The organism is Paenibacillus sp. NPDC101420 (genome assembly GCF_050277435.1).
Taxonomy (GTDB): Bacteria; Bacillota; Bacilli; order Paenibacillales; family Paenibacillaceae; genus Paenibacillus_AQ.
The window spans coordinates 1-24,122 of the sequence record NZ_JBNNSE010000006.1 but is presented as its reverse complement, the minus strand read 5'-3'; the positions used below and the strand labels follow the sequence as shown (position 1 = coordinate 24,122).

Here is a 24,122-nt window from a genome sequence, read left to right as displayed (position 1 = left end):
TCACTTTATGAAAGGATAACGCAAATGGTATCATTCATCCGGCTAGCCTTACGAAAAATGTGGTTGTTCCTTGCCAATCTTCCGATGGAGCGAAAACTGATCGTCGTATTTGTCTTTCTGATCTCGCTTCCAATCACTTATGTTAGTTATTTGTCCTCCCGCTCCATGTTCAATTCTGTTCTTATTAATGCAACGGAAGGCGCGAACCAAATGACATCGAATGCCTCTGATACCATTGACCGTTATGTCGCCGATCTAAAAAGATACACAGCGCTACCGCTATATAACACCGATGTACAATTCTACCTAACTCAGCAAAATACCGACTGGGATAAAAGTACTGGCATGGCGATGTTCCTGAGCTACTTGAAGCATACGAAGGAAGAGATCATCGCCGTGTACATGGTGGATCAGTACGGTTCTGTTTTTTATGATAGAGTCCCCGGGATCCACGAGCTGTATCCTGAAGAACGACTAGCCGAATGGAGAACCTTAAGTGAAGAAGCTGGGGCCGCTCCTGTCATTCAAGGCAGACATACGATTCGTATAAACTCCAATGTCCATAGAGAGGTTTTCAGTGTACTTCGCACCATTAATTCTGTAAGCACGCTAGACAATATAGGAATTCTCGTATTTGATGTAGACATCAACTTGTTTAAGGGGATCATTGATCCCGTAAACGCAGTTACACAAGGCAACACACTAATTGTAGATAATACCGGAGAACTGATCTATGACGGCGAAAACTCCTCAGACTCGATGCAAACTGGCGAGGGGCAAAGTCTGAACACGCAGCTTTTGCTGCAGCATGTGAATCAGCAACAGGATCATTTTCAAGTAGAAATGAATGGTCAGTCTTATCTTGCAGTGTATACTGTCTCGAAACAGACAGGTTGGACGACTATGGTTACGATTCCTTTGGCCCGTATCCTGTCACCTGTACAGAAGAATCGCAATGCTCTTATATTAACTACACTGATCATTATCGCGTTTGCACTTTGTGTTGCGACGTTCATCTCACATGCGCTGACCAAACCCCTTAAATCTTTAGTCCGTCTAATGAAACGGGTACAGCACGGTAATCTAGATGTCTGGCAGCACTCCAAATATAATGATGAGATTGGAATGCTTGGCAGTCATTTTAATCGGATGATCATAAGGGTCAAGGATCTGCTGCAGGAAGTATCCCTCACCGAGAAGCGAAAGCAGAAGGCTGATATGAGGGCACTTCAGAATCAGATCAATCCCCATTTTATTTATAATACGCTGGAGTCTATCCGTATGCTGGCAGAGAGCAACGATGACCCCCGTGTAGCGAAACTCACCTATTTGCTTGGACTTCAGATGCGTTACAGTATTGTCCGAAGCGAAGAAGCCGTTACGATCAGACAAGAGCTGGATCATGTACGAAATTATTATCATCTGCTTCAAATCCGGTTTCCAGATAAGTTCAATCTACACATTGATGTGCCAGAGAAATTTCTACATCTTCCTGTAATCAAGCTTGTCTTCCAACCCATTGTGGAGAACGCAGTTTTTCATGGCTTAGATCAAAAAGTAGGTCTCGGCACCTTAAGCATCACCGCATGGAGTGAGCATGGAAATGTCGTATTCTGTGTAGAAGATGATGGCATCGGTATGGATGCAGCTACCCTTCGTTCCTTAAATAATAGTCTGCAAAATGGGACTGAAAGTGAAATGTTTGGTATTGGCCTACGAAATGTGAATGAGAGAATCCGTCTGCATTACGGCAGCTCATTCGGGCTCCTTGTAGAGAGTAAGCTCGGAGTGGGTACTCGTGTTACGCTGCGCATTGAGGACATTACCTTCACTACTCATAGTGAAGATGATATGAATTACGGAGAGGAGATGCTCTGATTGCTGCATATTGCAATTGTTGACGATGAAATCCTGATCCGCGAAGGTCTGGCCCGAATGATCAGCAAAGAAAACACTGAATTTCTGGTCATCGGCACCTACTCCGATGGGAAACATCTACTTGACGAGTTACCTTCACTTCAACTTGATGTTGTGATTACTGATATTCGTATGCCGCAAATTAACGGCTTGGAATTAATTAAACAATTAAAAGCCAGTCACCCACAAATCCGCTCCATTCTAATGAGTGGATTTGTTGAATTTAATTATGCCAGAGAAGCCATACGCAGCTCTGCAGTAGACTATTTATTAAAGCCAATCGATAAGGAGCAATTATTCGAGCTGCTTTATCAATTAGAGGAAGAGCAGCAGTTCTCTCGTGACAAGGAGGTACATCACCGTTCTGGTCTCTTACTGACCCTTCTTCAAGGCGACGAACCCCCTTCACCCTTGCTTTTGTCGAGCCTTACTTTGCCCCAGCCTTATTTCTCAGTCTTTGTGTTCAAAGGAAGATCAAGAGAACCCGTCTGTTTTTGTGTAGACAGTCTGCGGCAAGTGATGGCATTTAGTATCGACAGCTTAGAGATTCAAAATGGACTGCATGTCTGTATCCTGTATTCTACAAAGCAACTCTCAGACAGCGATAGGAATGAAATCGGCGACAGAATCCGTATCTCTGCCAATGGTATGATACTGCATGTAGGTACTAGCAGTTCCTATAATGATACCGCCAAGCTTAGACAAGCATATCTAGATGCTAAGTTAGCCTGCAGCGTCGGCATCTATAATCCTGACCGACTGCACTATGCAAATATTCAGAACATTCAGCAGTCTGAGATAAATATCCTTGAGCCTTTTAATGCGATCAAGGAACCATTAATCCATGATCTGCAGATCCTGAATATGGAGGGTGCTTTAGAACGCGTGCATAACTTATTCTCAGTGCTGAAATCACAACAAGCTGTGCCCGATCAAATTCTCCGTGTCTGTCGATGGGTTATTGAATCTGCGCAGAAAGAATTGCAAGAATTTGAGGCCCTCTACAAAGGTGCACCCTATCTTGGGCTGGATGAAAGCATTGCGTCCAGTATGAGCTTCAGTGAAATCGAGCGTAGTTTTACCAACCATTTCTCAAGCATTCTATTTGAGATCAGAGCCCATCGCCTAGAGATGTCCGGTACAGCTGTAGAAACCATAAAGCGCTGGATATCAGCCAACTATAATCAGCATGCGGATCTGAACACCTTAGCGAATATGGTTTTTTTGACACCAAGCTATCTAAGTAAGCTGTTCAAACAAGAGACTGGACTTACATTAACGGACTACATCACGGAAATCCGGCTACGTAAAGCCAAGCATCTGCTCAAGAATGCCCCTGACCTAAAGATTCACGAGATTGGAGCAGAAGTTGGATATGGCGATCCTGCCTATTTCAATAAGCTTTTTAAACGTGTAGTCGGCGTTACACCCAATGAATATAAACGAATTTCTATCGTATAAGGAGTTTGATCACTTGCAATCACAGATTCACACGAGCAGCGATAATCATGAAATCACCGTCTATGACACCACAGAACTATACGGTGAACAAGGTGCGTTCCGCGTCATGCAGTTTTCCAATCAGGCCATTCAAGGTGCGATGGATCTCAATCACCCAGAACGAGTTGTGTTTGAATATCCGCGAGCCATCATTCACTTGATGGAATGCAATGCTCCCTCTTTCGAGGATGCCTTTCTTATTGGTCATGGGATTGGAACGATTGCTGGGCATTTTCTAGACAAAAGATTTAAAGTAGCTGAGCTAGACAGTGAAGTAGTCGAATTAAGCCGCCGCTATTTTGGATACATCCAAGATAACGTAGTGATCGGTGACGGACGTCAGATCCTTGAAGGTGAAGAACCACAGAAATATGATTACATCATCTTGGATGCTTTCACCGCCGCGGGCACGCCGAGGCACTTAATCTCCAGTGAATTTTTCAGCATCGTGTATTCAAAACTGAATGCCAAAGGGTATCTCCTAATGAATCTAATGGGAAAAGGTGAAAATGACCCACATATTAACGCGATTCACACCACGCTCGCGGAAGAATTCACCTATATCAAATCCTTTTCACTGCCTTCAGATGGGGCTGCGGATATCAAAAACATCATTATTATAGGTGGATTTAAGCCGATCCACTTTCAAGCTCGCCACATGGCAGGCTTTAAAGAAATCCAGCTTGGGCAAGGATATCTTATTCGGGATTAAAGTTATGCAAATAAAAATGACCTCATCCTCCACTTCACTGTGGGCTTTGAGGTCATTTTTGGGTTGTTACTATTTGATATCCTTTACACCGGATTAGGGACAAAACTGCCACCTCGGCAATACTTCAAATAATTTAGCGCATGTACTTGTCCAGTCATTTCTAGTTCACCCTGGTAGACAGGATCATGCCAGCCTTCAATATCAATAGTTCCCTTATAGCCGGCTTGGCGCAGAATCGAGATGATATCCACCCAGTTCGTATCTCCGAAGCCAGGCGTCCGGTCCCACACATAAGACTTAGGTCCGTGAATTCCGTATTCCTTGACGATATCCCAGGCAATAGTGGCATCCTTGCCATGTACATGGAATACCTTATTCACCCATTTGCGTAGCTGCGGAATCGGATCAATGAGACCTATCAGCTGGTGGCACGGTTCCCATTCCAGACCCAGATTGTCTGCTGGTACAGCATTGAACATTTTCTCCCAGGCTGAAGGATTGTGAGCGATATTCCACTCTCCGGCCTGCCAGTTTCCACCCATAGAGCAATTTTCAAAAGCAATTCTTAAGCCACGATCGGCTGCCCTTTTGGACAATTCACTAAACACCTCTGCAAATCTCGGAATCGACTCGTCAATCGAAGAACCTGGAAGACGTCCGGTGAATCCACCGATAATATCTGTGCCGAATAAATGGGCATGATCAATCAATCGCTCCCAACTGGCGAGTGTGTCAGCATTGTCTCCATCTCCTGAAAGTGGATTGCCATAAATCCCAACAGAAGAGATGATAAAATCATGTTCAGCAGCCAGTTCCCTAAGTCGTGCAGCTGTTTCTACAAGATTGGTTTCACCGGTGGTCTGCCAAAAGTTCAAGTTAAAGGACTCAAACCCATGCTGAACAATTTGCGGAATAACGGCGACGGCCTCCCCGCCACGAACTAGAGTACCTATTCTTAATGTGTCTTGCATTTGGGTTACCACTCCAATGATAGCGTTTATAGTCAGTATTATACCTTAAGTGTTTTGAGCATCTTGCAAGAGCCTCGTTTGAGCAATACCGCATCGTAGACAATATGCTGATGGCCTGATCGTCCAGAAATAAGATCAAACAGGACGCCCACGCTAGATAAGGCCATTTCTGTACCCGGTTGGCTAATCGTATCGAGTGAAGGATGAAAATATTCAGCCATCTCAATTCCGTCAAAGCCAATGATTGAAATATCATCCGGGATAGACAACCCCGCGGTAAGTACAGCTTTGGCAGCACCGATAGCAATCGTGTCAGAAGCCGCAAATATTGCGGTTACTCCCTTATTCCTTTTAAGCAGTCTTCGTGCTGCATCAAATCCCGAGCTAGGACTGTATTCACAATCCTCTACCAGCTGTGGATCATAAGGCAGATTATGTTCTTCCAGTGCTTTTTTGTAGCCCAAATAACGCCGGTTGCCTGTCGTTTCATCCAGTAATGGGGACTTGGCTAGAAAACCAATATTCTCATGCCCTAGTGATATCAAGTAATTGGTGGCCTTATAAGCTTCCTTCAATTCATTAATGGTGACACTGGAAAAAATATCAGGGTCCACCTCTTGTGTGGAGGTGATCGTCGTCAGTACAAAAGGAACCGTCAGCTGCTTGAATTTCTCTTCGGAATGATTGTAGGTTCCGCCCATGAAGATGATCCCGCATAGATTCTTTTCTTTGGTCAGCTGAATCGCCGCATTAATTTCATCCGTTCCATCCTCTACCTGATGAATGAGGAAAGGGTACCCTCGCAGATTAGCCTGCCGCTCGATTTCTTTGATCATATTAGAGAAGAACGGATTCGTAATCCCCTTAACCATAAGTGCAATGTTCTTAGACTCCGTAGTTTTTAGATTTCTCGCATTGGAATTGGGAATGTAATTGTATTCCTTAACAACATTCAGAACCTTTTCCCGTGTAGCCTTGCTCACCAGCCCCTTATTGTTGATGACCCTGGAAACCGTCGAGATGCCCACACCGGAAATCCGCGCGATATCCTTGATATTTACGTCCACTATACTCCCCCACTTATAAGTAAGGGAGCTATATGCTACTATAGCTCCCTTACACCTTTTAACGTTCTTTAGTTCACTGGAACAAATTCAGCCAATTGCTTTTCTACTTCGGCAATAACCTTGTCAATTCCTGCTTTTTTCAGTTGCTCACGGTAATCCGCTACAGCAGCTTTAGGATCTTTGCTTGTTTTACCAAGCATCAATTGAATACCAAGCTGGGAATTTACGTTGGAGATGGAAGCAATTTCTGTAGTTACATTCGATGGATCAAAGCTAAAGCCATTGTATGGATCATCGATAGCGACTTTATCCCACTCTGCAAACAAGGAGTTCCGAATTGGGTTTTCTGTATCCGTAGGAACTACGAATTTGTCGTTACGAAGTGACCAAGCAGCGAAACCTCCGCCGTCCGTTTTTTCGTTGAAGCCTGGAGGCTGCTTTTTAACACCATTTTCCATAACATATTGTTTGCCTTCAATACCGTTTTGGATAAGGTTGTAGTAGCTTTCGTCAGTCATGAACTTCTCGATTACCATCAGAGAGCGCTCTGGATTCTCGGAGCTCGTGCTGATTACAGTCGAGTTGTCAACGCCCATCTTACGTTTGATCTTCTTGTTGGCTTCCGCAAAAGTAAAGAATGCAGTTTCTGCCTCTGGTTGTGCCTTCAAATCTGCACCGTATTGGCCGATCCAGTCCTGAGCATGAGTCAAATAACCTGCGGAGTTTGCTGCTCTGAAGTTATCTTTACTTCCAAGAGTTGCAGACAGCACATCTTTGCCCCAGTACCCTTTATCTGCCCATTCACGCATCTTCACAGCCCAATCTTCGAATTCTTGAGTGTATGCTGGATGGAAGACGGTCTTGTAGTCCTCTGGACTTTTCGTCACAAGATTCAGTTCATTCAAAGATATACCAGGTGCGTTAAGCCACATTCCTGTAGTATCAACGAGCATTCTGAACATATTGGCCGCATCTTCAGACTTACCGTTAATTGGTGGGAAGGACTCATTGGCAACAACATTATCCATGTATTTAACCATATCGTCGAGTGTGGTGATTTTTTCCATGCCATATTTTTTCAGCAAGTCTACACGATAGGCATAACCATTCGGTGTATATTCGCTATAAAGACTCGGAACACCATAGATTTTACCTTTGTATTTAGTATTTTCCCATACACTAGCAGGAATTTCTGCCTTCAGCTTAGGAGCAACTTTATCGAGCATATCGGTAAGGTCTACTAGAGCGCCTTCACTAGCCAATGTGAAATAGGATACTGGTGCTCCAGGAGATGCATGAGACATATCAAACTGCTCACCAGAAGCAAATAGCAACGGATATTTGGTATTGATATCCGGCCAGTCAATATACTTCACTTCAATTGTAGCGTTAAGATCAGCCTTAAGCTTTTTGTTAATCTCAGCAAGAATCGCCTTATTTTGAACGCCTTCACTGCCCCACAGGTAGTAAACCAACTTAGCTTCTTTAGAAGTATCTACTCCTCCTGCATTCGTTGAAGCTTCTGGTGCCTTCGTAGCTGCCGGATCATTACTTGCCTCGTTGTTCTTCGATGAACAGGCTGTCAATGCCCCAGTAAGCATGAGTACAGCAATTAAAGAAGACGCAATTTTTTTACCTTTCATTAGGTAAGCCTCCCTTTTCTTTTCTATTTATGAATTGCATTTATAATAAACGCGCCTTCGAAAAGGAGACGTCCATTAACCCTTTACAGCCCCAACAGTGAGGCCTGTTACGAAATAACGCTGTACAAATGGATAGAGGAGAATAATTGGCCCGGTGGCCAGCACAGCTGTAGCCATCTTGATGGATTGCGTTGGAAGATCAGCCGTATTGATAACTGCCCCCGAATTGATTAGTGTACCGAGATTCGTCTGATTGACCATTCGCTGCAAAAAGTATTGGAGTGGATATTTCGTCGGGGAGTCCATATATAACATCCCGTTGTACCACTCATTCCAAAAGCCTATCGCCGAGAAAAGCCCGATGGTAGCTAAGGAAGGAACCGCCAGCGGAATAAATATCCGCCAATAGATATGGAAGTCGCCAGCACCGTCAATGGTAGCAGATTCATATAAGGAATCCGGAATCGCCTTCATGAAATTACGCATCAGGAAGATCGACCAAGCGCCAACTACAGCCGGTAGAATCATGGCAAATAAGTTATCTTTCATATGCAAGTGCTTGACCATCAGGATATACGTTGGAATCAAGCCACCGCTGAAGAGTGTCGTAAAGTAAATTAGAAAGGAAAAGAAGTTGCGATACTTGAAATCCTTGCGGTTAAGCACGAAGCCAGCCATCGACATCATGAACAGTCCAAGGACCGTACCCACTACGGTTATAAAAATAGTGATCTTATAAGCATTTACCAATTGCGTAGAGTTGTTAAATAACAATTCGTAAGCCTTAAATGAAAATTCCTTAGGCAGCAGCTTGTAGCCTTCACGGACAATTTCCTGCTCGTTCATGAACGATGAGGAGATCATTAGTGCGAAGGGAAATACACAGAACAGTGCAAAGATACTAATGCAGATATAGCTAATCACTTTTATGATAATACTTCCCGAATCCTGTTTGATTTTTTGAGTTTCCATATTCATCACCCCTGTTTCGTGTCTGGTTTTAGAACAATGCGCTGTCTGGCTCGACCTTGCGTACAATAAAGTTAACTACTAGCACCAGAATCAGGCCAAACATGGATTGGTAGAAGCCCACAGCGGCGCCCATAGAGAAGTTGAATTGTCCCACCAGTGAACGGAAGACATAGGTATCGATAATATCCGTCTGCGGATACAGCACCGAGTTCGTACCGATCAGATTATAGAAAAGGTCAAAGGAGCCCTTGAGAATTCCACCCATACCAAACAGTAAAAGCAGAATAAAGGTTGGCTTCAGAATCGGTAAGGTCATATAACGGATCCGCTGCCAGGTAGTGGCTCCGTCCATATAAGCAGCCTCGTACAGATCATGATTAATCCCTGTGATCGTTGCCAGATAGACAATCATTCCATATCCGGTAGCGGCCCAGATCTTGAAGGCTACAATGATATATTTCCATATGCCTGGATCAGAATAAAACTCGTAACGGTCTAGCCCCATTCCGGTTAGCATCGTATTGATGAACCCGGAATTGAAATTGAATATATTGTAGGCAAAAACACCGACGATAACCATAGAGATAAAGTAAGGTAGGAGAATAACGGATTGAGACACTTTCTTGAACCACTTGCCCGAGATCTCCGAAAGCATAATGGCAAACACAATTTGAATAATGTTACCCAGAGCTAGGAAGACGATGTTGTAGAGCAGTGTATTCTTGGTAATATTCCACAGATCGCCATTCTGAACCAGAAATTCGAAGTTTTTCAGACCGATAAAGTTACTTCCGAAAATACCCTTATTGAGCTTGTAATCTACGAATGCGACGTAAGCGCCAGGCATTACCGCATAGTGAAAAATAATGAAGTATAGGATTACAGGCAGCAACATTAGAAAAAGCACTTTGTTCTTAATGACTTCCCGGACAATATTTCCACCCGCAAGCTTAATTCTTGCCAATGAGCCCACCTCCAATTTGAAAGATGCATTTCATCACATGCATAACTTAGCTTCCTTTCTTGTCCCGCAACCAGCTTGAAACTGATTGCTCATCCTTTATGATAAAGCGTATCGGATGATATAGAAACGTTTCCATAATTTCTTTGAAACTCCCTGTACGAAAATCATACTCCCTAGATGTATGCGCTGTCAATTCATTTTATTTTTGTTTTTCTAGTAATAAAAATCACATTTTACAACCTAAATATAATGAATCGGCCGATTTCGCGAAGATAATTGACTTTTTATGGTCTTCGGACTAAGATCGATATGTATCGTTAATGGAAACGTTTCTATCTGTTCTTTCATAGACATGTCAGTCTTATATATGATGTCTGACAATGAACTCCCCGTTCTTATCTATTGCATGTCTCATCCAATTATATTTATCTGCGTGTGCACTGCGGCGAACTCAAATAGCAAGCGCTTTCTTATTGGTATAGCACATCTATTTGTCACAATAACTTTCAATGCGCTCACGAGGAAGGTGTTAACCATGACTAAACTGTTTATCCAAGATCTTGTGAACGATATGACTCTAGAAGAAAAACTGGCCCAATTAACCCAGCTAGGCCCTCACTATTGGGGTTTGGATGATACCGTAGATTTAACCGGTCCATTCAAGGAACTGAACATTAAGCCGCAGGTAATGCAGAACATCGGAAGCGTTCTGAACGGCATTGGAGCCAGGAATGTGATTGATCTACAGACCCGGCATTTGCAAGCCAGCCGTCAGAAAATCCCCTTACTCTTCATGGCGGATGTGATTCATGGTTACAGAACGATCCTACCGATCCCGCTTGCGATAGGTTGTAGCTTTGACATGGAGGCCTGTGAAAGGTTCGCTGAAATTGCAGCCAAGGAGAGCGCAGCTGCCGGTATTCACCTCACTTTCTCGCCTATGACGGATCTTGTACGCGATCCGCGCTGGGGACGAGTGATGGAGACATCCGGTGAGGACCCTTATCTGAATGCTCGTGTAACTGAGAGCATGGTACGGGGCTATCAGGGCAAAGACCTAAAAGAAAAAGGTCGTATCGCTGCCTGTGTGAAGCACTTCGCCGGTTATGGCGCTCCCGAAGGCGGTCGAGAATACAATACGGTGGATATGTCCCTCGGCGTATTACGTGAGTTCTATCTACCAGCCTATAAAGCTGCTGTAGATGCTGGTGTAGCCATGGTGATGGCCGCATTCAATACGATTGATCGTATACCTGCAAGCGGTAATTCCAAACTTCTCCGCGGGATTCTGCGTGAGGAATGGGGCTTCGATGGCGTTACCATCGCCGATTTCAATTCCGTAAATGAACTAATCCCTCATGGCGCTGCCGAAGATGGTCGTGAAGCAGCTGAGAAAAGTCTGGCTGCCGGACTAGATATTGAAATGATGTCCACCCATTATCTAAACCACGGCGCTGCTCTCGTCGAGGAAGGCAAGCTTGATATCTCCTTGATTGATGAAGCCGTTATCCGGGTGCTAGAACTCAAGGACGCTCTCGGCTTGTTTGACAATCCATTCAAGGATGCAGATCCACTAGTAGATGAGGCGCCCACGCCGAGCGCGGAGAATTTACAAGCTGCGAGAGAGCTGGGTGCAAGCTCAGTGGTGCTGCTGAAAAATGACAATAACGCTCTGCCCCTTAAACACGGTATGAAGATTGGATTGGCTGGTCCCTTCGCTACCTCTATTCATGTGCTGGGCGGCTGGTCTGGAACGGAAAAAGACCCGGCCGTATCACTCTACAACGGCATTTCTCAAAAAACATCTGCCGCGGATATTATTACGGCCATGACTGGTGAGCTGGGAAGCATGCTAGAGGGTGTTTTTGATGTGGAGGATGAAATCGAAGAAGCCTTTCAGCGCCTAAAAGATTGCGATGTAATTCTCGCTGCTGTCGGTGAGAATCAGCAGGATACCGGGGAAGGCGGAAGCAAAACCAATCTGCGCTTGTCGACCAATCAGGAGAAGCTGATCTGGCGTCTGAAAGATACCGGCAAAAAGATTGTTACCATTGTATTTAGCGGCCGACCACTGGAACTAAAGCCTGTTCTTGAGGCCAGCGATGCTCTACTGCAAGCCTGGTTTCTGGGAACAGAATCCGGAAATTCATTAGCTGATGTGCTGTTCGGAGATTATAATCCGTCCGCTCGTTTATCTATGAGCTTCCCTTACTCGGTTGGTCAAATTCCTGTTTATTACAATGCCTATCAGACGGGACGTCCCTATGATCCCCTATATCCGAATGTGCGTTATGTAACCCGATATCTGGATTGCCCTAATGACCCTCTTTTCTGTTTTGGCTATGGTCTGAGCTATTCCAGTTTTGATTACAGCAACTTCAATGTTGATGCTAAGGGTCGGATTGTTGCCTCCATTGAGGTGGAGAATACTTCAGACATCACCGGCAAGGAAACCGTTCAACTCTATATCCATGATGTTAGCGCAAGTGTCGTACGCCCGGTCAAGGAGCTGAAAGCCTTCCGACAAATTACACTCGCAGCGTATGAGAAACAAGTGGTTTCTTTCGAGATCACTAGAGAAATGCTGATGTTCTACGGAAAAGATGATCAAATGGTCTTCGAACCCGGGGAATTTGATATTATGATTGGTAGAAGCTCCGGAGACCATTTCACCCAGCGGATCTGGATCGGCTAACTATATTAGACAGTAAGGGAGATAACCCCAATGAGACACAGCTTATCATTTCAGCAAGATGGAACCTTGAAAATTGTACAGTTCACTGATCTTCACTGGATGGATGGAAGAGCCGAAGATCAGCGTACCCGGGAACTGATGGAACGTGTTCTAGAAGCAGAACAACCTGATCTTGTGGTCTTCACGGGAGATCTAATTTACACTGCCCCTGTCTCTCCTGGCGAAAAGGCATGTGAAGACCCTGCCCAAGCATTTCGGGATGCTGTCGCTGCTGTAGAAAAAACAGGTACCCCTTGGGCCTTCGTATTTGGTAACCATGATACAGAAACCCTGATTTCCCGCAGTGAATTGATGCAGATAGCATTAGAACATCCCCACTGTCTGGCCGAAGCCGGTCCAGAGGATCTTGAAGGTTCAGGCAATTACACGCTTGAAATAAAAGATCAGGATGGCCAAGCAGCCGCTGTCCTTTATTTTGTTGACTCGGGCAGTTACTCCGAGATGGAGCATATCCCAGGCTACAATTGGATTAACCGGAATCAAATCAACTGGCTAACTGCTGAATCCGCTCGGTTGAATCCTAAAACTGCTAAGAACAGGCTGCCTGCATTGGCTTTCTTCCATATCCCGATTCCGGAATATCGTGAGGTCTGGTCTACACAAGTCTGTCACGGATATAAGTATGAGCGTGTATGCTCACCTGAGGTTAACTCGGGATTATTCTCGGCTTTGCTTGAAATGGGTGATGTGCTTGGCACCTTCTGCGGACATGACCATATCAATGATTTTACGGGCAGCCTGTATGGTATACGTCTTTCCTATGGCCGTGCTACCGGCTACAATACTTATGGAAAAGAAGGCTTTATGCGGGGCGCACGCGTCATCAGACTGACCCAAGGCACCCAAGACTTCGATACCTGGCTTCGTCTTGAAGACGGATCTGTCCTGCTGGAACAGCCAATTCATCAGCCTGAACCTGCTGCCGGTTCAGAACATTAATCGTCTTACTTTATTGTCTGCAATCTTTTTGCTCATTAATAGTTATAAAAAGAACCCGCATAGTGCTGGTTCTTTTTTATGTTCCAATATTAGCTTGTTCCCATACTCCCCATTACATCGCTTTTTTTGTTAAAATAGAGTAGTCGACGTATTAAGTACTACAGCGTCAGTCATGGAACGGAGGCAAGTACCTGTGGATTATATTATTCTGGACATCGAATTCAACGGCCGTAAGTTTGCCAGCGAGCACCCTATGGAGGTCATTGAGATTGGAGCTGTCCGGTTAGACTCTTCATTGCAGTATAAGGATGAATTTTCTTCCTTGATCAAACCCATATATTTCTCCACCCTTAATTCTTTTATTAAGAAAAAAACCGGTATTCCCCAAGAGGAAATCGACATCGCACCCCGCTTCCCGAAAGTCATCACTGCTTTTAGAGAGTGGCTTGATCTAAGTACAGATGGAGTGTTGCTCCTTACTTGGGGTGGCGAAGACATGAAGCGAATCATTCAGGATGTACGTATGCACAAGATGGACGACTCCTACTGGATGTCTGCAACGTATTTCGATTTACTGAAGGGTGTGCTGCGGGCTCGCGGCCTAAGCAATGATATCAGTGTCGAAGGCGCGATGGCTTTGTTTGAACTTGAACCTTCTGGATCTGCTCACCGTGCGTTGGATGACGCAAAGATGACTTCGGAAATCTTCCGCGCTGTGTTTAAGGATCTGGATTTTGAGCGCTCACAGCATTACGTAGATACCTTTTCTAATGCCAAAGAACGCAAGACGGTCAAAGTCGCCATTAAAGCGATGAACTCACAAAAAATAGTACCTACCTGGGACCTTGTTCTCGAACATTACTTCTCAGACAAAACAACCCTAGCTGATCCTCGCAAATTAGAGGAATTACAAAATTATTTTGCGGCGCAGATGGGTCAAAAATAACTTCAACATCAGCAAATCATAGCAGCGGCAGTCTTCCCAATGATCTTCAGCGGGTAACTGCCGCTGTTTGGGATACGCTAAAAAAACATTTGACCTTCACGCTACGTAAAGGTGTACATTGAATTTGTGGGAGGTGATACTACGGAATACACAGTACAGAAGCTCGCTGAGCTAGCTGGAATCAGTACGCGAACCCTGCGCTACTACGACGAGTTTGGCATTCTTAAGCCGGCGAGAATCAACTCCTCGGGGTATCGTATCTATGGCCGCACCGAAGTAGATCTTCTACAGCAAATTTTATTTTATCGAGAGCTTGGCTTAAGTCTGGAACGTATCAAAGCTATTATGACTGAACCGTCATTCGACGGAGCCAAAGCGCTACGGGAGCATCATGACAAGCTGCTTGAAAAGAGACATCAATTAGATCTATTAATCGCTAACGTCGAACAGACGCTGGCTCACCAAGAAGGGAGAATGACTATGAGTGACGCTGAAAAATTCGAAGGATTCAAGCAAAAGCTGGTAGAGGATAACGAGAAGAAATACGGTCAAGAAATACGGGAGAAATATGGGGACAGCACCGTAGAACAATTCAACAAGAAGCTTAAAGGTATGACTGAAGAACAATATGCGGCTATACAGCAGCTTGAGGAGGAAATGTTCGAGACGCTCTTGCAAGCGATGGAGTATGGAGATCCTGCCAGTGTATTGGCGCAAAAAAGTGCTGATCTACACCGCCAGTGGCTCTCCTTCTACTGGGATTACTATTCCAAAGAGGCACATGCCGGTGTCGCGCAAATGTATGTTGATGATGAACGTTTTACCAAGTACTACGACAAGCATCGCCCTGGACTTGCAGCGTTCCTAAGAAATGCCGTTCACGTATACACGGGAACAAAATAATAAAATAGAAATAGAGCGGCACCGGAAATCCGGTCGCCGCTCTATTTCTATTATCCGGAACCTCACTGATAGCTCTAGCTCCTATAGACTGCGATGCAGCAGTGACAGTACATTTCGCAGCTCAACCACAGCTACCTGTCCAGGCGCAGAGGGCTTATGCGCCGCTCCAAAGGTAAGCGCTGAACCGAATATTTCACCGGCTAGACGACTAATTACCCCTGCTCCCGCCATGGACATTGTAATAATCGGGCGATCTGCATATTGTTCCTTCATGATATGGGTCGCTTCCAGTAAAGTCAGTACATCCCCCGCACCCTGAGGCATCACCGCAATTTTAGGCAAGTCCCCACCAAGCTCCTGTGCCTTGCGTAATCGCGAGATGATCTCCTCTTGAGAAGGTGTTCCATGAAAATCATGATTCGAGATAATGACAGACACGTTATGAGTATGAGCAGTCTCGACTAGTAGCTTTACATCCTGTTCCTCATTGAATAATTCAACATCAATTATATCTACTAGACCACTTTCAGCTGCAGCTATATTCAGTGCTATGTAATATTCTGTGCTAACCTGCTTCTCGCCGCCTTCTTTGGCACTCCGAAAAGTAAAAATCAGCGGTAACTCCGGAATTACAGAATGGATTTCTTTTAGTGCTAAATTGACCGCCTCTACGTCTTCAACTTCGTCAAAAAAATCCGTCCGCCACTCCACTAAATCGGGACCAAGCTCTTTTAATGATTCGGCTTCCTGTTTCAGTTCAGACAAGGTAGCTCCAATCAACGGAACACATATTTTAGGGATTCCTTCGCCAATGATCACATTTTTAACGATTACTGTCCTGCTCATTATTTCAGCCCCTTATCCAGTCGTCTGCTATAGATTCTGTATTGTTTATTTTACTGCCGATACATGTTTTAGAAACTGTTCAACCTCTGATAACTGCGGCAGCGATGGGATCGCGCCTTCTTTCCCGACAGCCAGTGCTCCAACAGCATTAGCGAAGCTCACTGCCTCCTCCAGCGTTTTGCCTAAGACCAATTGCTGGGCTAATGCCCCATTGAATGAGTCTCCGGCAGCAACCGTGTCTATCGCCTTGACCGGGAATCCAGGAACTGACTTAGCGCCTTCAGCATTAACGATCAGTGCGCCTTTAGATCCCAAGGTTACAATCACATTTTTAACACCTTTTTGCAGCAAAATACGGGCTGCCTGCTCAGCAGTCTCTAAACTATCTACAGTCATTCCGGTCAAAATTCCCGCTTCTGTCTCATTAGGTGTCAGATATGATACTTGACCCAGCATCTCGTCTTTAAGCACTCTAGCTGGTGCTGGATTCAGAATGACCGGAATTCCATGACGATGTGCAATGGCAATAGCATGCTCACTCATCGCCAGTTCCATTTCAAGCTGCATCACAATCATCTCAGCCTGGCTGATGACAGTCTCTAACGCCTGTATATCCTCTGCAAAGAGATCAATATTCGCTCCGGGTACAACGATAATCCGATTCTCTCCATCTTCTTCAATAACGATTGAAGCTACACCTGTTGCCTCCGTTTCACTCACTGAGATATGTTCTATATGAATACCTTCCTGCTTAATAATCTCCAGCATTTCGCTTCCAAAGGTATCTTTTCCGACGCTGCCGATCATACTAACCTCAGCACCCAGACGTGCTGCGGCAACAGCCTGATTCGCTCCCTTTCCACCGGGAGATAGAGCAAATGCTTGTCCCATAAGCGTTTCTCCTGCATTCGGTGCCCGGTTCGTACGTACTACCATATCCATATTTAAGCTTCCAATCACAACTATACCCAACTTATACACCACCAATAATTATTTCTTCAATCTCTTTATCTTAGGGTCTTCCCTTCACTTTATCAATCACTTCCGTTGATTTTGCCCCTAATTGGCTATTTTCACCAAATTGACGTTATGCTTTTGTAGATAAAGTGTGCTAGAATGATGGTGCAATCGCTTCCACAACGATTGGTGACTGTTTTTTGAGCAAACGTTTGCATCGTAGATAATGCCAGCAGCTTTACTGCAATTCAATCTAATCCGCGATTAGGAGGCTTATCAAGTGAACGAACAAAAATTACCATCAGTAGCTTATTTCAGTATGGAGTACGGGTTACATTCCGATTTTAAAATGTATGCCGGAGGGCTTGGAATTCTCGCCGGTGACTACATTAAGGGAGCTAAAGACATCAATGCTCCTATCATCCCTATCGGGCTGAAGTGGAAACAAGGTTATACGGATCAAAAAATTGATGCGAACGGTAATCCATACGACTCCTATCACAATTATGTTTATGATTTTCTTGAAGATACAGGGGTGAAGGTAACTGTAAAAGTCAGAAAGACCGATGTGGTGTGCAAAGTATGGAAGACTGATTATTTTGGCAACAGCACGTTGTATTTACTGGATACGGATATCCCCGAGAATAATGATGCATGGATTACTGGACAATTGTACGGCTGGTTCGGTGAGGAACGGATCGCTCAAGAGATCATACTCGGGATCGGCGGAGTAAAAGCTATGCGTGCTCTCGGCATTCCGATTGATGTCTATCATTTCAATGAAGGCCATGCAGCCTTAGCAGCCATCGAGCTCATTCGTGAAAAGATGTCCGGAGGCAGCACCTTTGAGGAAGCTTGGAAAGCTACTCGGGAAGAGGTTGTGTTCACTACACATACGCCGATAAAAGAAGGCAATGAAACCCATCCACTCGACCGCCTAGAGTATATGAGTGCATTCAATGGCTTAACCCGCGACCAGATGGAGCGTATCGGTGGCGAGCCGTTCAACATGACGGTTGCCGGTCTACGACTCTCACGTATTTCTAATGCAGTGGCTCAGCTTCATGCGGATACAGCCAATAAGATGTGGAAAGAGGTTGCCGGAAGATCGGACATCATTGGCATTACTAATGCCATTCATACCCCTACCTGGGTAGATGAAAGAATGACACAAGCCTATGAACAGAATGGCGATTTATGGGCAGTGCATAAAGAAATTAAGGGTGAACTGATTGATTTCATAAAAAAACGGTCCGGCATTAGTCTAAATGCTGACAATCTACTCATTGGCTTCTCACGCAGAGCTGCTCCTTATAAACGCAGTGACCTGATCTTCTCGCAGCCGGAAATTATTGAGCCTTATCTGGAGTCCGGCAAAATACAAATCGTCTTCTCTGGCAAAGCCCATCCACTCGATGATAACGGCAAAAAAATCGTCAGCAATTTAGTGGCGATGATGAAAAAATATCCGAAGAGTGTTGTCTTCTTGGAGAATTACGATATGACTATCGGCGCACAGCTGACACGCGGTTCTGATATTTGGCTCAACAATCCGCGTAGACCACTGGAAGCAAGTGGTACCTCCGGGATGAAGGCAGCCATGAACGGCGTATTGAACTGCTCTATTCTAGATGGCTGGTGGCCGGAAGCCTGTATAGATGGCGAGAATGGCTGGCAGATCGGAGACGGCTTCGAGACTACTGACTTCGAGGTTCTGGATAAGCATGATAGTGATGCGCTATACGACACCCTATTGAATCGAGTACTCCCAACCTATTATGAGAATCGTGAACAGTGGGTACAAATGATGAAGAAGAGTATCAAAACCACTCGCACCGAATTTGCCACCAAAAGAATGCTGGATGAATACTATAACAGAATGTACATTAAAAACTAAGTACAGAAAACGGATATTCCTATATCAAAATAGAACAGCGCACCCTCCAGTGATGGTAGAGGTGCGCTGTTTCTTTTTTAACTCTGCTTAGTAATTAATCACTCTATCTATCATATATATCTGAATGGGACGACGATTACCACATACTGTAATGTGTCAAATATTCAAAAAGTGTTGCATTTTCCCCAAAAAACATTAATATAGAACTTATACTAAATCTAAAATCAAATCTTACGAGGTGATTCTATTAATGAGCTCCAATAATAATAATCTTACGACCAGCTGGGGTGCTCCAGTAGGCGACAATCAAAATTCAATGACAGCCGGTGATCGTGGTCCTACTTTGCTGCAAGATGTCCATCTGCTTGAAAAATTAGCCCACTTTAACAGAGAACGTGTTCCTGAACGTGTCGTTCACGCTAAGGGTGCTGGCGCTCATGGGTATTTTGAGGTCACTCAGGATTTAACTCAATATACAAAAGCTAATTTTTTATCTGAGGTAGGCAAGCGTACCCCAATGTTCATCCGTTTCTCAACGGTAGCTGGGGAGCTAGGTTCTGCTGATACTGTAAGAGACCCACGTGGTTTTGCTGTGAAGTTCTATACCGAAGAAGGAAACTATGATCTCGTAGGTAACAATACACCTGTATTCTTCGTTCGTGATGCAATCAAGTTCCCCGACTTTATTCATACACAGAAGCGTGATCCACAGACACACTTAAAGAACCCTAATGCGGTTTGGGACTTCTGGTCTTTATCGCCGGAATCTCTTCATCAGGTTACGATTTTGATGTCAGATCGCGGAATCCCAGCTACGTTGAGACATATGCACGGGTTCGGAAGCCACACCTTCAAATGGGTAAATGCCGAAGGCAATGCCGTCTGGGTGAAATATCATTTCAAAACAGAACAAGGCATTAAGAACCTTGCTCCAGATCTTGCCGCCAAAATAGCTGGGGAGAACCCAGATTATCATACAGAAGACTTGTTCAATGCTATTGATAAAGGAGAATTCCCAGCGTGGAAGCTCTACGTGCAGATTATGCCGATCGAAGATGCGAACACTTATCGCTTTGATCCATTCGATGTAACCAAAGTATGGTCGCAAAAAGATTATCCATTAATTGAGGTTGGCCGCATGGTACTGGATCGCAATCCAGAGAATTACTTCGCGGAAGTAGAGCAAGTTACGTTCTCTCCTGGCTCTTTCGTCCCTGGTATTGAAGCTTCTCCTGATAAATTGCTACAGGGTCGACTGTTTGCTTACGGCGATGCTCATCGTCACCGTGTAGGTCCTAACCATAACAGCCTGCCTATCAACCGTCCAAAAGTAGAAGTGAAGAACTATCAACGTGACGGTGGCATGGCACTCGGCAACAATGGCGGATCCGGTGCCTATTATGAGCCTAACAGCTTAGGCGGACCTAAAGAAGCACCACAGTACAAAACATCACCTTTCGAAGTATCTGGAAATGCCGACAGTGTCTCCTATAATAGTGATGACCATTATACACAACCTGGTGACTTGTATCGCCTGATGAGTGAAGAAGAACGTACACGTCTTGTTCAAAATATCGTAGGCGCTATGACACCAGTTGAAAGTAACGATATTAAACTTCGTCAAATTGTTCATTTCTATAAAGCTGATCCAGAACTGGGACAGCGTGTTGCATCCGGTTTAGGATTATCCGTCCCAGACGGAATATAAGACTGTAATTGCACTTATACAATCAAAGAGGACCTTTACCCGTAAATGGGAAAGGTCCTCTTTGTTCATAAGAAAAGCTAAAACATATAATATATAAGAACGATCACGATGCATAGCGTGGAGACAACAGATAAGCACGAAAAAAAAGTATTCCAGTTATTGCCCTTCATTTGTCTTATACACGACCAGTATACTGCTTCTTTGATGCTCTGCCCCATCACGTGAAGATTTGACTACCGAACCGTAACAGATATTCACAACCTGTTCCTCACGCAGCCCTGCCAAGAACTCATTCGCCTTATTCTCAGCATACGAATTATCAGCATCTACAAACTCTTTTACTTGAATCATCCTGATCTCTCCTTTAATAAATTATAGTTACTTTTTATGTCTAGATTCTATAGGTGAACTCAACGAAATGTACATGGCGTATCACTCCCCTGGTAACATTTAATGTAAAATTATCTTCGAAATATAGTATAGGCATTCCGCAGTTTTCTACGAAATGCCTATAACATCAGCCTATCATAGCACCCAACTATACAATAGTCAAACGTTTTAAATACAATATTTAGTAAGAATTCATTGCCTTTGCAAAATGGATTGGATTTACATATAGAAGCTGTTATACTGATCAGAAGGTTCCCTCTAGGGGACCTCTATTTGTATAGGAGGGATTTTAATATGGCAACGCGTCATAACAAATTTGCAAAGAATGTGCTACTTAGAGGGGGTGAAATCTACTATGAACCATAGTCTAATTTATGAAGGTTCAAGGACACAACTGGTCCAGCAGCTTATTTATTTTGATGAGGAAAAAATCGCATTTCTAAATCAGTATTTCCCGGAACGAAGCAAACAAAGAAGTAATGCTGAAACGCTGTTGTCCCGTTATTGCTCCGAGCTGGAACAATTACTTTCCCGTTTTAGTGGTGAAGAATTGAATTCACTCGTATTGATTGGAAGTCAGCTTCAGCTCCGCTACTTAGACGACAATACTACAGATACCTACACCATCGTATTTCCAAACCAGGCAGAACCCAATGATAACAAGATTTCAATGTTCTCGCCTATTGGCATGCAGCTGCTGTTAGCTCAGATCGGCAGTACATGTCAGCTAGCTATTCCTTCAGGTGAGTTATCAGTAAAAATCGAAAGTATTAAGTTTGTGAATTGTGGTGAGGTGGCCGTTCTTATTTAAGCCCACTTGCACATATCACCAACATTAACAGCGTCCCTTTCCAATCTTATGGAAGAGGACGCTGTTCATCTATTCAGCCTGCTAAGCACTCTTCATACTTTTATTTGAGCCTCAAGCCTTCACCCAGTTTACTGACTGATTTTTCGATACGAGATGCTCTGGTTTCAGGTCTTTTCGCCGCTTCGATCCAAGATACATATTCCTTCTGATAAGAATAAGCCAGACCGTTATAATAAGCTTCTGCCTGCTCATGGCTACTCAACGCATCAAGGAAATCCTTTGGGGCTTCTACCTCCCGTAATTGATGATCTTGCTCCATCGTCACATGCACAATATCACCAGGTTGAGCTTTGGCTAGATCCCGTAGTTCTTTCTTTACCACCATAAAATGCTTTCCGTTTCCATGGGGCATAAGCGTTCCTCTATAGGGGATTCCATTTACACTTCCTTTTACCTGTATTCTGGACTTTGTTTCAAATATTTGTTCGGCATCAAAAGGGACGTTAAGATAAGTCCAGCTCCCACTTGCATCAGGTCGCACTAATTTAGCTTCAAATTCAAACATTGCTACCTCCTCAACTAAAAGCCCTAAGTTCTATTGTATCCATATGAATGTAACTATACAAAAAAACACCTGCCTATAATAGACAGATGTTTCTTAATTATAAGCGGGTGATGGGAATCGAACCCACGCTATCAGCTTGGAAGGCTGAAGTTCTACCATTGAACTACACCCGCAAAGGTATAAAATCGGGATGACACGATTTGAACATGCGACCCCCTGGTCCCAAACCAGGTGCTCTACCAAGCTGAGCTACATCCCGTCAAAACATGTAATTACTTAGTAATAAAAATGGCGCGCCCTGAGAGATTCGAACTCCCGGCCTTTTGATTCGTAGTCAAACGCTCTATCCAGCTGAGCTAAGGGCGCAAAAATTATGGAGCGGAAGACGGGAATCGAACCCGCGACCCTCGCCTTGGCAAGGCGATGCTCTACCGCTGAGCCACTTCCGCAAAATATGGTGCGCGTGAAGGGACTTGAACCCCCACGTCGTGAAACGCCAGATCCTAAGTCTGGTGCGTCTGCCATTCCGCCACACGCGCACACTTTGAAAATAATGGTGAGCCATGAAGGACTCGAACCTTCGACACCCTGATTAAAAGTCAGGTGCTCTACCAACTGAGCTAATGGCTCTCATAAATGGCTGGGGATATAGGATTTGAACCTATGCATGACGGAGTCAAAGTCCGTTGCCTTACCGCTTGGCTAATCCCCAACAATAATTAACTAAATGGCGGAACCGACGAGATTCGAACTCGCGATCTCCTGCGTGACAGGCAGGCATGTTAGGCCAACTACACCACGGTTCCATAGACATAATGCATAAGAGTAAATTGGTTGCGGGGGCAGGATTTGAACCTGCGGCCTTCGGGTTATGAGCCCGACGAGCTACCGGGCTGCTCCACCCCGCGTCATTTAATAATTATATACTATTCATTTACACTACGCCAGCTAGTCCCAAAACATCATGCTTAAGGAAAATTTGGTTGCGGGGGCAGGATTTGAACCTGCGGCCTTCGGGTTATGAGCCCGACGAGCTACCGGGCTGCTCCACCCCGCGTCGTTCTTAAATGAATATGGTGGAGGCTGAGGGGATCGAACCCCCGACCCTCTGCTTGTAAGGCAGATGCTCTCCCAGCTGAGCTAAGCCTCCATGTTATGACCCGTATGGGATTCGAACCCATGTTACCTCCGTGAAAGGGAGGTGTCTTAACCCCTTGACCAACGGGCCATGCTAATAAACTTTGTGGCGGAGAGAGAGGGATTCGAACCCTCGAGACGCTTGTGGCGCCTACACGATTTCCAATCGTGCTCCTTCGGCCAAACTCGGACACCTCTCCATAAATGGCTCCCCGAACAGGACTCGAACCTGTGACAACTCGATTAACAGTCGAGTGCTCTACCAACTGAGCTATCAGGGAATATGGTGGGCCTTAGTGGACTCGAACCACCGACCTCACCCTTATCAGGGGTGCGCTCTAACCAGCTGAGCTAAAGGCCCTTTTTAAGACACATCAATATTAAGGGCAAAAAAAATACCACGGGTAATGTGGTTGTCCGCTTGGCGACGTCCTACTCTCCCAGGACCCTTCGGTCCAAGTACCATCGGCGCTGGAGGGCTTAACGGTCGTGTTCGGGATGGGTACGTGTGGAACCCCTCCG

General features: G+C 44.7%; 19 protein-coding genes, 15 tRNA genes and 1 rRNA gene. 10 read left to right on the top strand and 25 right to left on the bottom strand.

Annotated elements, in window-relative coordinates; all coding sequences use genetic code 11:
• Positions 1-24 precede the first annotated feature (24 nt).
• The 3 genes from ACQKMP_RS23045 to ACQKMP_RS23035 are packed head-to-tail and all read left to right on the top strand — an operon-like array spanning position 25 to position 4,129.
• Positions 25-1,878, top strand: a complete 1,854-nt coding sequence (locus ACQKMP_RS23045) for a sensor histidine kinase (RefSeq protein WP_427471228.1) — start codon at positions 25-27, stop codon at positions 1,876-1,878.
• On the top strand, positions 1,879-3,378 hold the full coding sequence (locus ACQKMP_RS23040; RefSeq protein ID WP_427471226.1) for a response regulator transcription factor: 1,500 nt from the start codon (positions 1,879-1,881) through the stop codon (positions 3,376-3,378). It begins immediately after the preceding gene.
• The gene (locus tag ACQKMP_RS23035; protein ID WP_081951037.1) at positions 3,350-4,129 is read left to right on the top strand and encodes a fused MFS/spermidine synthase; all 780 of its coding nucleotides are present in this window, start codon (positions 3,350-3,352) and stop codon (positions 4,127-4,129) included. The genes ACQKMP_RS23040 and ACQKMP_RS23035 overlap by 29 nt, the downstream gene beginning before the upstream one ends.
• An 83-nt stretch (positions 4,130-4,212) precedes the next feature.
• Here ACQKMP_RS23035 and ACQKMP_RS23030 read toward each other — a convergent pair whose 3' ends face one another.
• The 5 genes from ACQKMP_RS23030 to ACQKMP_RS23010 all read right to left on the bottom strand — a co-directional run bounded on the left by ACQKMP_RS23030 (position 4,213) and on the right by ACQKMP_RS23010 (position 9,746).
• Positions 4,213-5,100 (bottom strand): sugar phosphate isomerase/epimerase family protein, encoded by an 888-nt coding sequence (locus ACQKMP_RS23030; protein WP_427471224.1) that lies wholly within the window; start codon positions 5,098-5,100, stop codon positions 4,213-4,215.
• A gap of 38 nt (positions 5,101-5,138) precedes the next feature.
• A complete protein-coding gene (locus tag ACQKMP_RS23025) occupies positions 5,139-6,167 on the bottom strand; it encodes a LacI family DNA-binding transcriptional regulator (protein WP_197071265.1) in 1,029 nt (342 codons plus the stop codon).
• A gap of 68 nt (positions 6,168-6,235) precedes the next feature.
• A complete protein-coding gene (locus tag ACQKMP_RS23020; RefSeq protein WP_042185012.1) occupies positions 6,236-7,810 on the bottom strand; it encodes a DUF3502 domain-containing protein in 1,575 nt (524 codons plus the stop codon).
• Between the two features lie 75 nt (positions 7,811-7,885).
• Complete coding sequence (locus ACQKMP_RS23015) at positions 7,886-8,782, bottom strand: carbohydrate ABC transporter permease (protein WP_197071264.1); 897 nt, start codon at positions 8,780-8,782, stop codon at positions 7,886-7,888.
• A gap of 28 nt (positions 8,783-8,810) precedes the next feature.
• Positions 8,811-9,746, bottom strand: coding sequence for an ABC transporter permease (locus ACQKMP_RS23010; protein WP_231573385.1), 936 nt, complete (start codon positions 9,744-9,746; stop codon positions 8,811-8,813).
• Positions 9,747-10,281: 535 nt separating this feature from the next.
• Here ACQKMP_RS23010 and bglX point away from each other — a divergent pair.
• The 4 genes from bglX to ACQKMP_RS22990 all read left to right on the top strand — a co-directional run bounded on the left by bglX (position 10,282) and on the right by ACQKMP_RS22990 (position 15,289).
• The gene (bglX, locus tag ACQKMP_RS23005; protein WP_427471221.1) at positions 10,282-12,441 is read left to right on the top strand and encodes a beta-glucosidase BglX; all 2,160 of its coding nucleotides are present in this window, start codon (positions 10,282-10,284) and stop codon (positions 12,439-12,441) included.
• Between the two features lie 30 nt (positions 12,442-12,471).
• Positions 12,472-13,440: a metallophosphoesterase family protein gene (locus ACQKMP_RS23000; RefSeq protein WP_340974192.1), complete on the top strand. Its 969-nt coding sequence runs from the start codon at positions 12,472-12,474 to the stop codon at positions 13,438-13,440.
• A 193-nt stretch (positions 13,441-13,633) separates the two neighbouring features.
• Entirely contained in the window at positions 13,634-14,386 is a 753-nt protein-coding gene (locus ACQKMP_RS22995) for a 3'-5' exonuclease (RefSeq protein WP_339244998.1), read from the top strand.
• A gap of 126 nt (positions 14,387-14,512) precedes the next feature.
• Positions 14,513-15,289 carry a MerR family transcriptional regulator gene (locus tag ACQKMP_RS22990; protein ID WP_427471218.1) on the top strand — a complete coding sequence of 259 codons (777 nt, stop codon included), beginning with the start codon at positions 14,513-14,515 and terminating at the stop codon, positions 15,287-15,289.
• 81 nt (positions 15,290-15,370) lie between these two features.
• On the opposite strand, the gene aroD is transcribed toward ACQKMP_RS22990, so the two are convergent.
• Together aroD and rbsK are read right to left on the bottom strand one after the other, a co-directional pair.
• Positions 15,371-16,135: a type I 3-dehydroquinate dehydratase gene (gene aroD, locus ACQKMP_RS22985; protein ID WP_427471216.1), complete on the bottom strand. Its 765-nt coding sequence runs from the start codon at positions 16,133-16,135 to the stop codon at positions 15,371-15,373.
• A 45-nt stretch (positions 16,136-16,180) separates the two neighbouring features.
• A complete protein-coding gene (gene rbsK, locus ACQKMP_RS22980; RefSeq protein WP_427471495.1) occupies positions 16,181-17,095 on the bottom strand; it encodes a ribokinase in 915 nt (304 codons plus the stop codon).
• Positions 17,096-17,372: 277 nt separating this feature from the next.
• Here rbsK and glgP point away from each other — a divergent pair, with 277 nt between their 5' ends.
• Both glgP and katA read left to right on the top strand, forming a co-directional pair.
• Positions 17,373-18,989 (top strand): alpha-glucan family phosphorylase, encoded by a 1,617-nt coding sequence (gene glgP / locus ACQKMP_RS22975; RefSeq protein WP_427471214.1) that lies wholly within the window; start codon positions 17,373-17,375, stop codon positions 18,987-18,989.
• 250 nt (positions 18,990-19,239) lie between these two features.
• Positions 19,240-20,697: a catalase KatA gene (gene katA, locus ACQKMP_RS22970; RefSeq protein WP_379423442.1), complete on the top strand. Its 1,458-nt coding sequence runs from the start codon at positions 19,240-19,242 to the stop codon at positions 20,695-20,697.
• A gap of 156 nt (positions 20,698-20,853) precedes the next feature.
• Here katA and ACQKMP_RS22965 read toward each other — a convergent pair whose 3' ends face one another.
• Complete coding sequence (locus ACQKMP_RS22965) at positions 20,854-21,048, bottom strand: sporulation protein Cse60 (RefSeq protein ID WP_042184993.1); 195 nt, start codon at positions 21,046-21,048, stop codon at positions 20,854-20,856.
• 394 nt (positions 21,049-21,442) lie between these two features.
• Here ACQKMP_RS22965 and ACQKMP_RS22960 point away from each other — a divergent pair, with 394 nt between their 5' ends.
• Complete coding sequence (locus ACQKMP_RS22960) at positions 21,443-21,898, top strand: GreA/GreB family elongation factor (RefSeq protein ID WP_042184991.1); 456 nt, start codon at positions 21,443-21,445, stop codon at positions 21,896-21,898.
• Between the two features lie 100 nt (positions 21,899-21,998).
• Here ACQKMP_RS22960 and ACQKMP_RS22955 read toward each other — a convergent pair whose 3' ends face one another.
• The 17 genes from ACQKMP_RS22955 to rrf form a co-directional block, all read right to left on the bottom strand.
• The gene (locus tag ACQKMP_RS22955; protein WP_042184989.1) at positions 21,999-22,463 is read right to left on the bottom strand and encodes a YdeI/OmpD-associated family protein; all 465 of its coding nucleotides are present in this window, start codon (positions 22,461-22,463) and stop codon (positions 21,999-22,001) included.
• A 102-nt stretch (positions 22,464-22,565) separates the two neighbouring features.
• Positions 22,566-22,636: transfer RNA gene (locus ACQKMP_RS22950), tRNA-Gly, on the bottom strand.
• 12 nt (positions 22,637-22,648) lie between these two features.
• Positions 22,649-22,722, bottom strand: a tRNA-Pro gene (locus ACQKMP_RS22945).
• 30 nt (positions 22,723-22,752) lie between these two features.
• A tRNA-Arg gene (locus ACQKMP_RS22940) sits at positions 22,753-22,829 on the bottom strand.
• Between the two features lie 8 nt (positions 22,830-22,837).
• Positions 22,838-22,912, bottom strand: a tRNA-Gly gene (locus tag ACQKMP_RS22935).
• 6 nt (positions 22,913-22,918) lie between these two features.
• Positions 22,919-23,002, bottom strand: a tRNA-Leu gene (locus tag ACQKMP_RS22930).
• Positions 23,003-23,017: 15 nt separating this feature from the next.
• Positions 23,018-23,093, bottom strand: a tRNA-Lys gene (locus ACQKMP_RS22925).
• A gap of 7 nt (positions 23,094-23,100) precedes the next feature.
• Positions 23,101-23,175: transfer RNA gene (locus ACQKMP_RS22920), tRNA-Gln, on the bottom strand.
• Positions 23,176-23,191: 16 nt separating this feature from the next.
• Positions 23,192-23,269: transfer RNA gene (locus tag ACQKMP_RS22915), tRNA-Asp, on the bottom strand.
• Between the two features lie 25 nt (positions 23,270-23,294).
• A tRNA-Met gene (locus ACQKMP_RS22910) sits at positions 23,295-23,371 on the bottom strand.
• 72 nt (positions 23,372-23,443) lie between these two features.
• A tRNA-Met gene (locus tag ACQKMP_RS22905) sits at positions 23,444-23,520 on the bottom strand.
• A gap of 17 nt (positions 23,521-23,537) precedes the next feature.
• Positions 23,538-23,613: transfer RNA gene (locus ACQKMP_RS22900), tRNA-Val, on the bottom strand.
• A gap of 6 nt (positions 23,614-23,619) precedes the next feature.
• Positions 23,620-23,691: transfer RNA gene (locus ACQKMP_RS22895), tRNA-Glu, on the bottom strand.
• A 16-nt stretch (positions 23,692-23,707) separates the two neighbouring features.
• Positions 23,708-23,800: transfer RNA gene (locus ACQKMP_RS22890), tRNA-Ser, on the bottom strand.
• Between the two features lie 5 nt (positions 23,801-23,805).
• A tRNA-Asn gene (locus ACQKMP_RS22885) sits at positions 23,806-23,881 on the bottom strand.
• A gap of 3 nt (positions 23,882-23,884) precedes the next feature.
• A tRNA-Ile gene (locus tag ACQKMP_RS22880) sits at positions 23,885-23,961 on the bottom strand.
• A gap of 58 nt (positions 23,962-24,019) precedes the next feature.
• Positions 24,020-24,122 (bottom strand): 5S ribosomal RNA (gene rrf / locus ACQKMP_RS22875); the annotation flags it as partial.

What these genes read in the sequence shown, in the direction of transcription:
- ACQKMP_RS23045 (WP_427471228.1), top strand. Translation starts at nt 25, where the DNA reads ATGGTATCATTCATCCGGCTAGCCTTACGAAAAATGTGGTTGTTCCTT.
- ACQKMP_RS23035 (WP_081951037.1), top strand. Translation starts at nt 3,350, where the DNA reads ATGAATATAAACGAATTTCTATCGTATAAGGAGTTTGATCACTTGCAA.
- ACQKMP_RS23030 (WP_427471224.1), bottom strand. Translation starts at nt 5,100, where the DNA reads ATGCAAGACACATTAAGAATAGGTACTCTAGTTCGTGGCGGGGAGGCC.
- ACQKMP_RS23020 (WP_042185012.1), bottom strand. Translation starts at nt 7,810, where the DNA reads ATGAAAGGTAAAAAAATTGCGTCTTCTTTAATTGCTGTACTCATGCTT.
- ACQKMP_RS23015 (WP_197071264.1), bottom strand. Translation starts at nt 8,782, where the DNA reads ATGGAAACTCAAAAAATCAAACAGGATTCGGGAAGTATTATCATAAAA.
- bglX (WP_427471221.1), top strand. Translation starts at nt 10,282, where the DNA reads ATGACTAAACTGTTTATCCAAGATCTTGTGAACGATATGACTCTAGAA.
- ACQKMP_RS23000 (WP_340974192.1), top strand. Translation starts at nt 12,472, where the DNA reads ATGAGACACAGCTTATCATTTCAGCAAGATGGAACCTTGAAAATTGTA.
- aroD (WP_427471216.1), bottom strand. Translation starts at nt 16,135, where the DNA reads ATGAGCAGGACAGTAATCGTTAAAAATGTGATCATTGGCGAAGGAATC.
- katA (WP_379423442.1), top strand. Translation starts at nt 19,240, where the DNA reads ATGAGCTCCAATAATAATAATCTTACGACCAGCTGGGGTGCTCCAGTA.
- ACQKMP_RS22965 (WP_042184993.1), bottom strand. Translation starts at nt 21,048, where the DNA reads ATGATTCAAGTAAAAGAGTTTGTAGATGCTGATAATTCGTATGCTGAG.
- ACQKMP_RS22960 (WP_042184991.1), top strand. Translation starts at nt 21,443, where the DNA reads ATGAACCATAGTCTAATTTATGAAGGTTCAAGGACACAACTGGTCCAG.
- ACQKMP_RS22955 (WP_042184989.1), bottom strand. Translation starts at nt 22,463, where the DNA reads ATGTTTGAATTTGAAGCTAAATTAGTGCGACCTGATGCAAGTGGGAGC.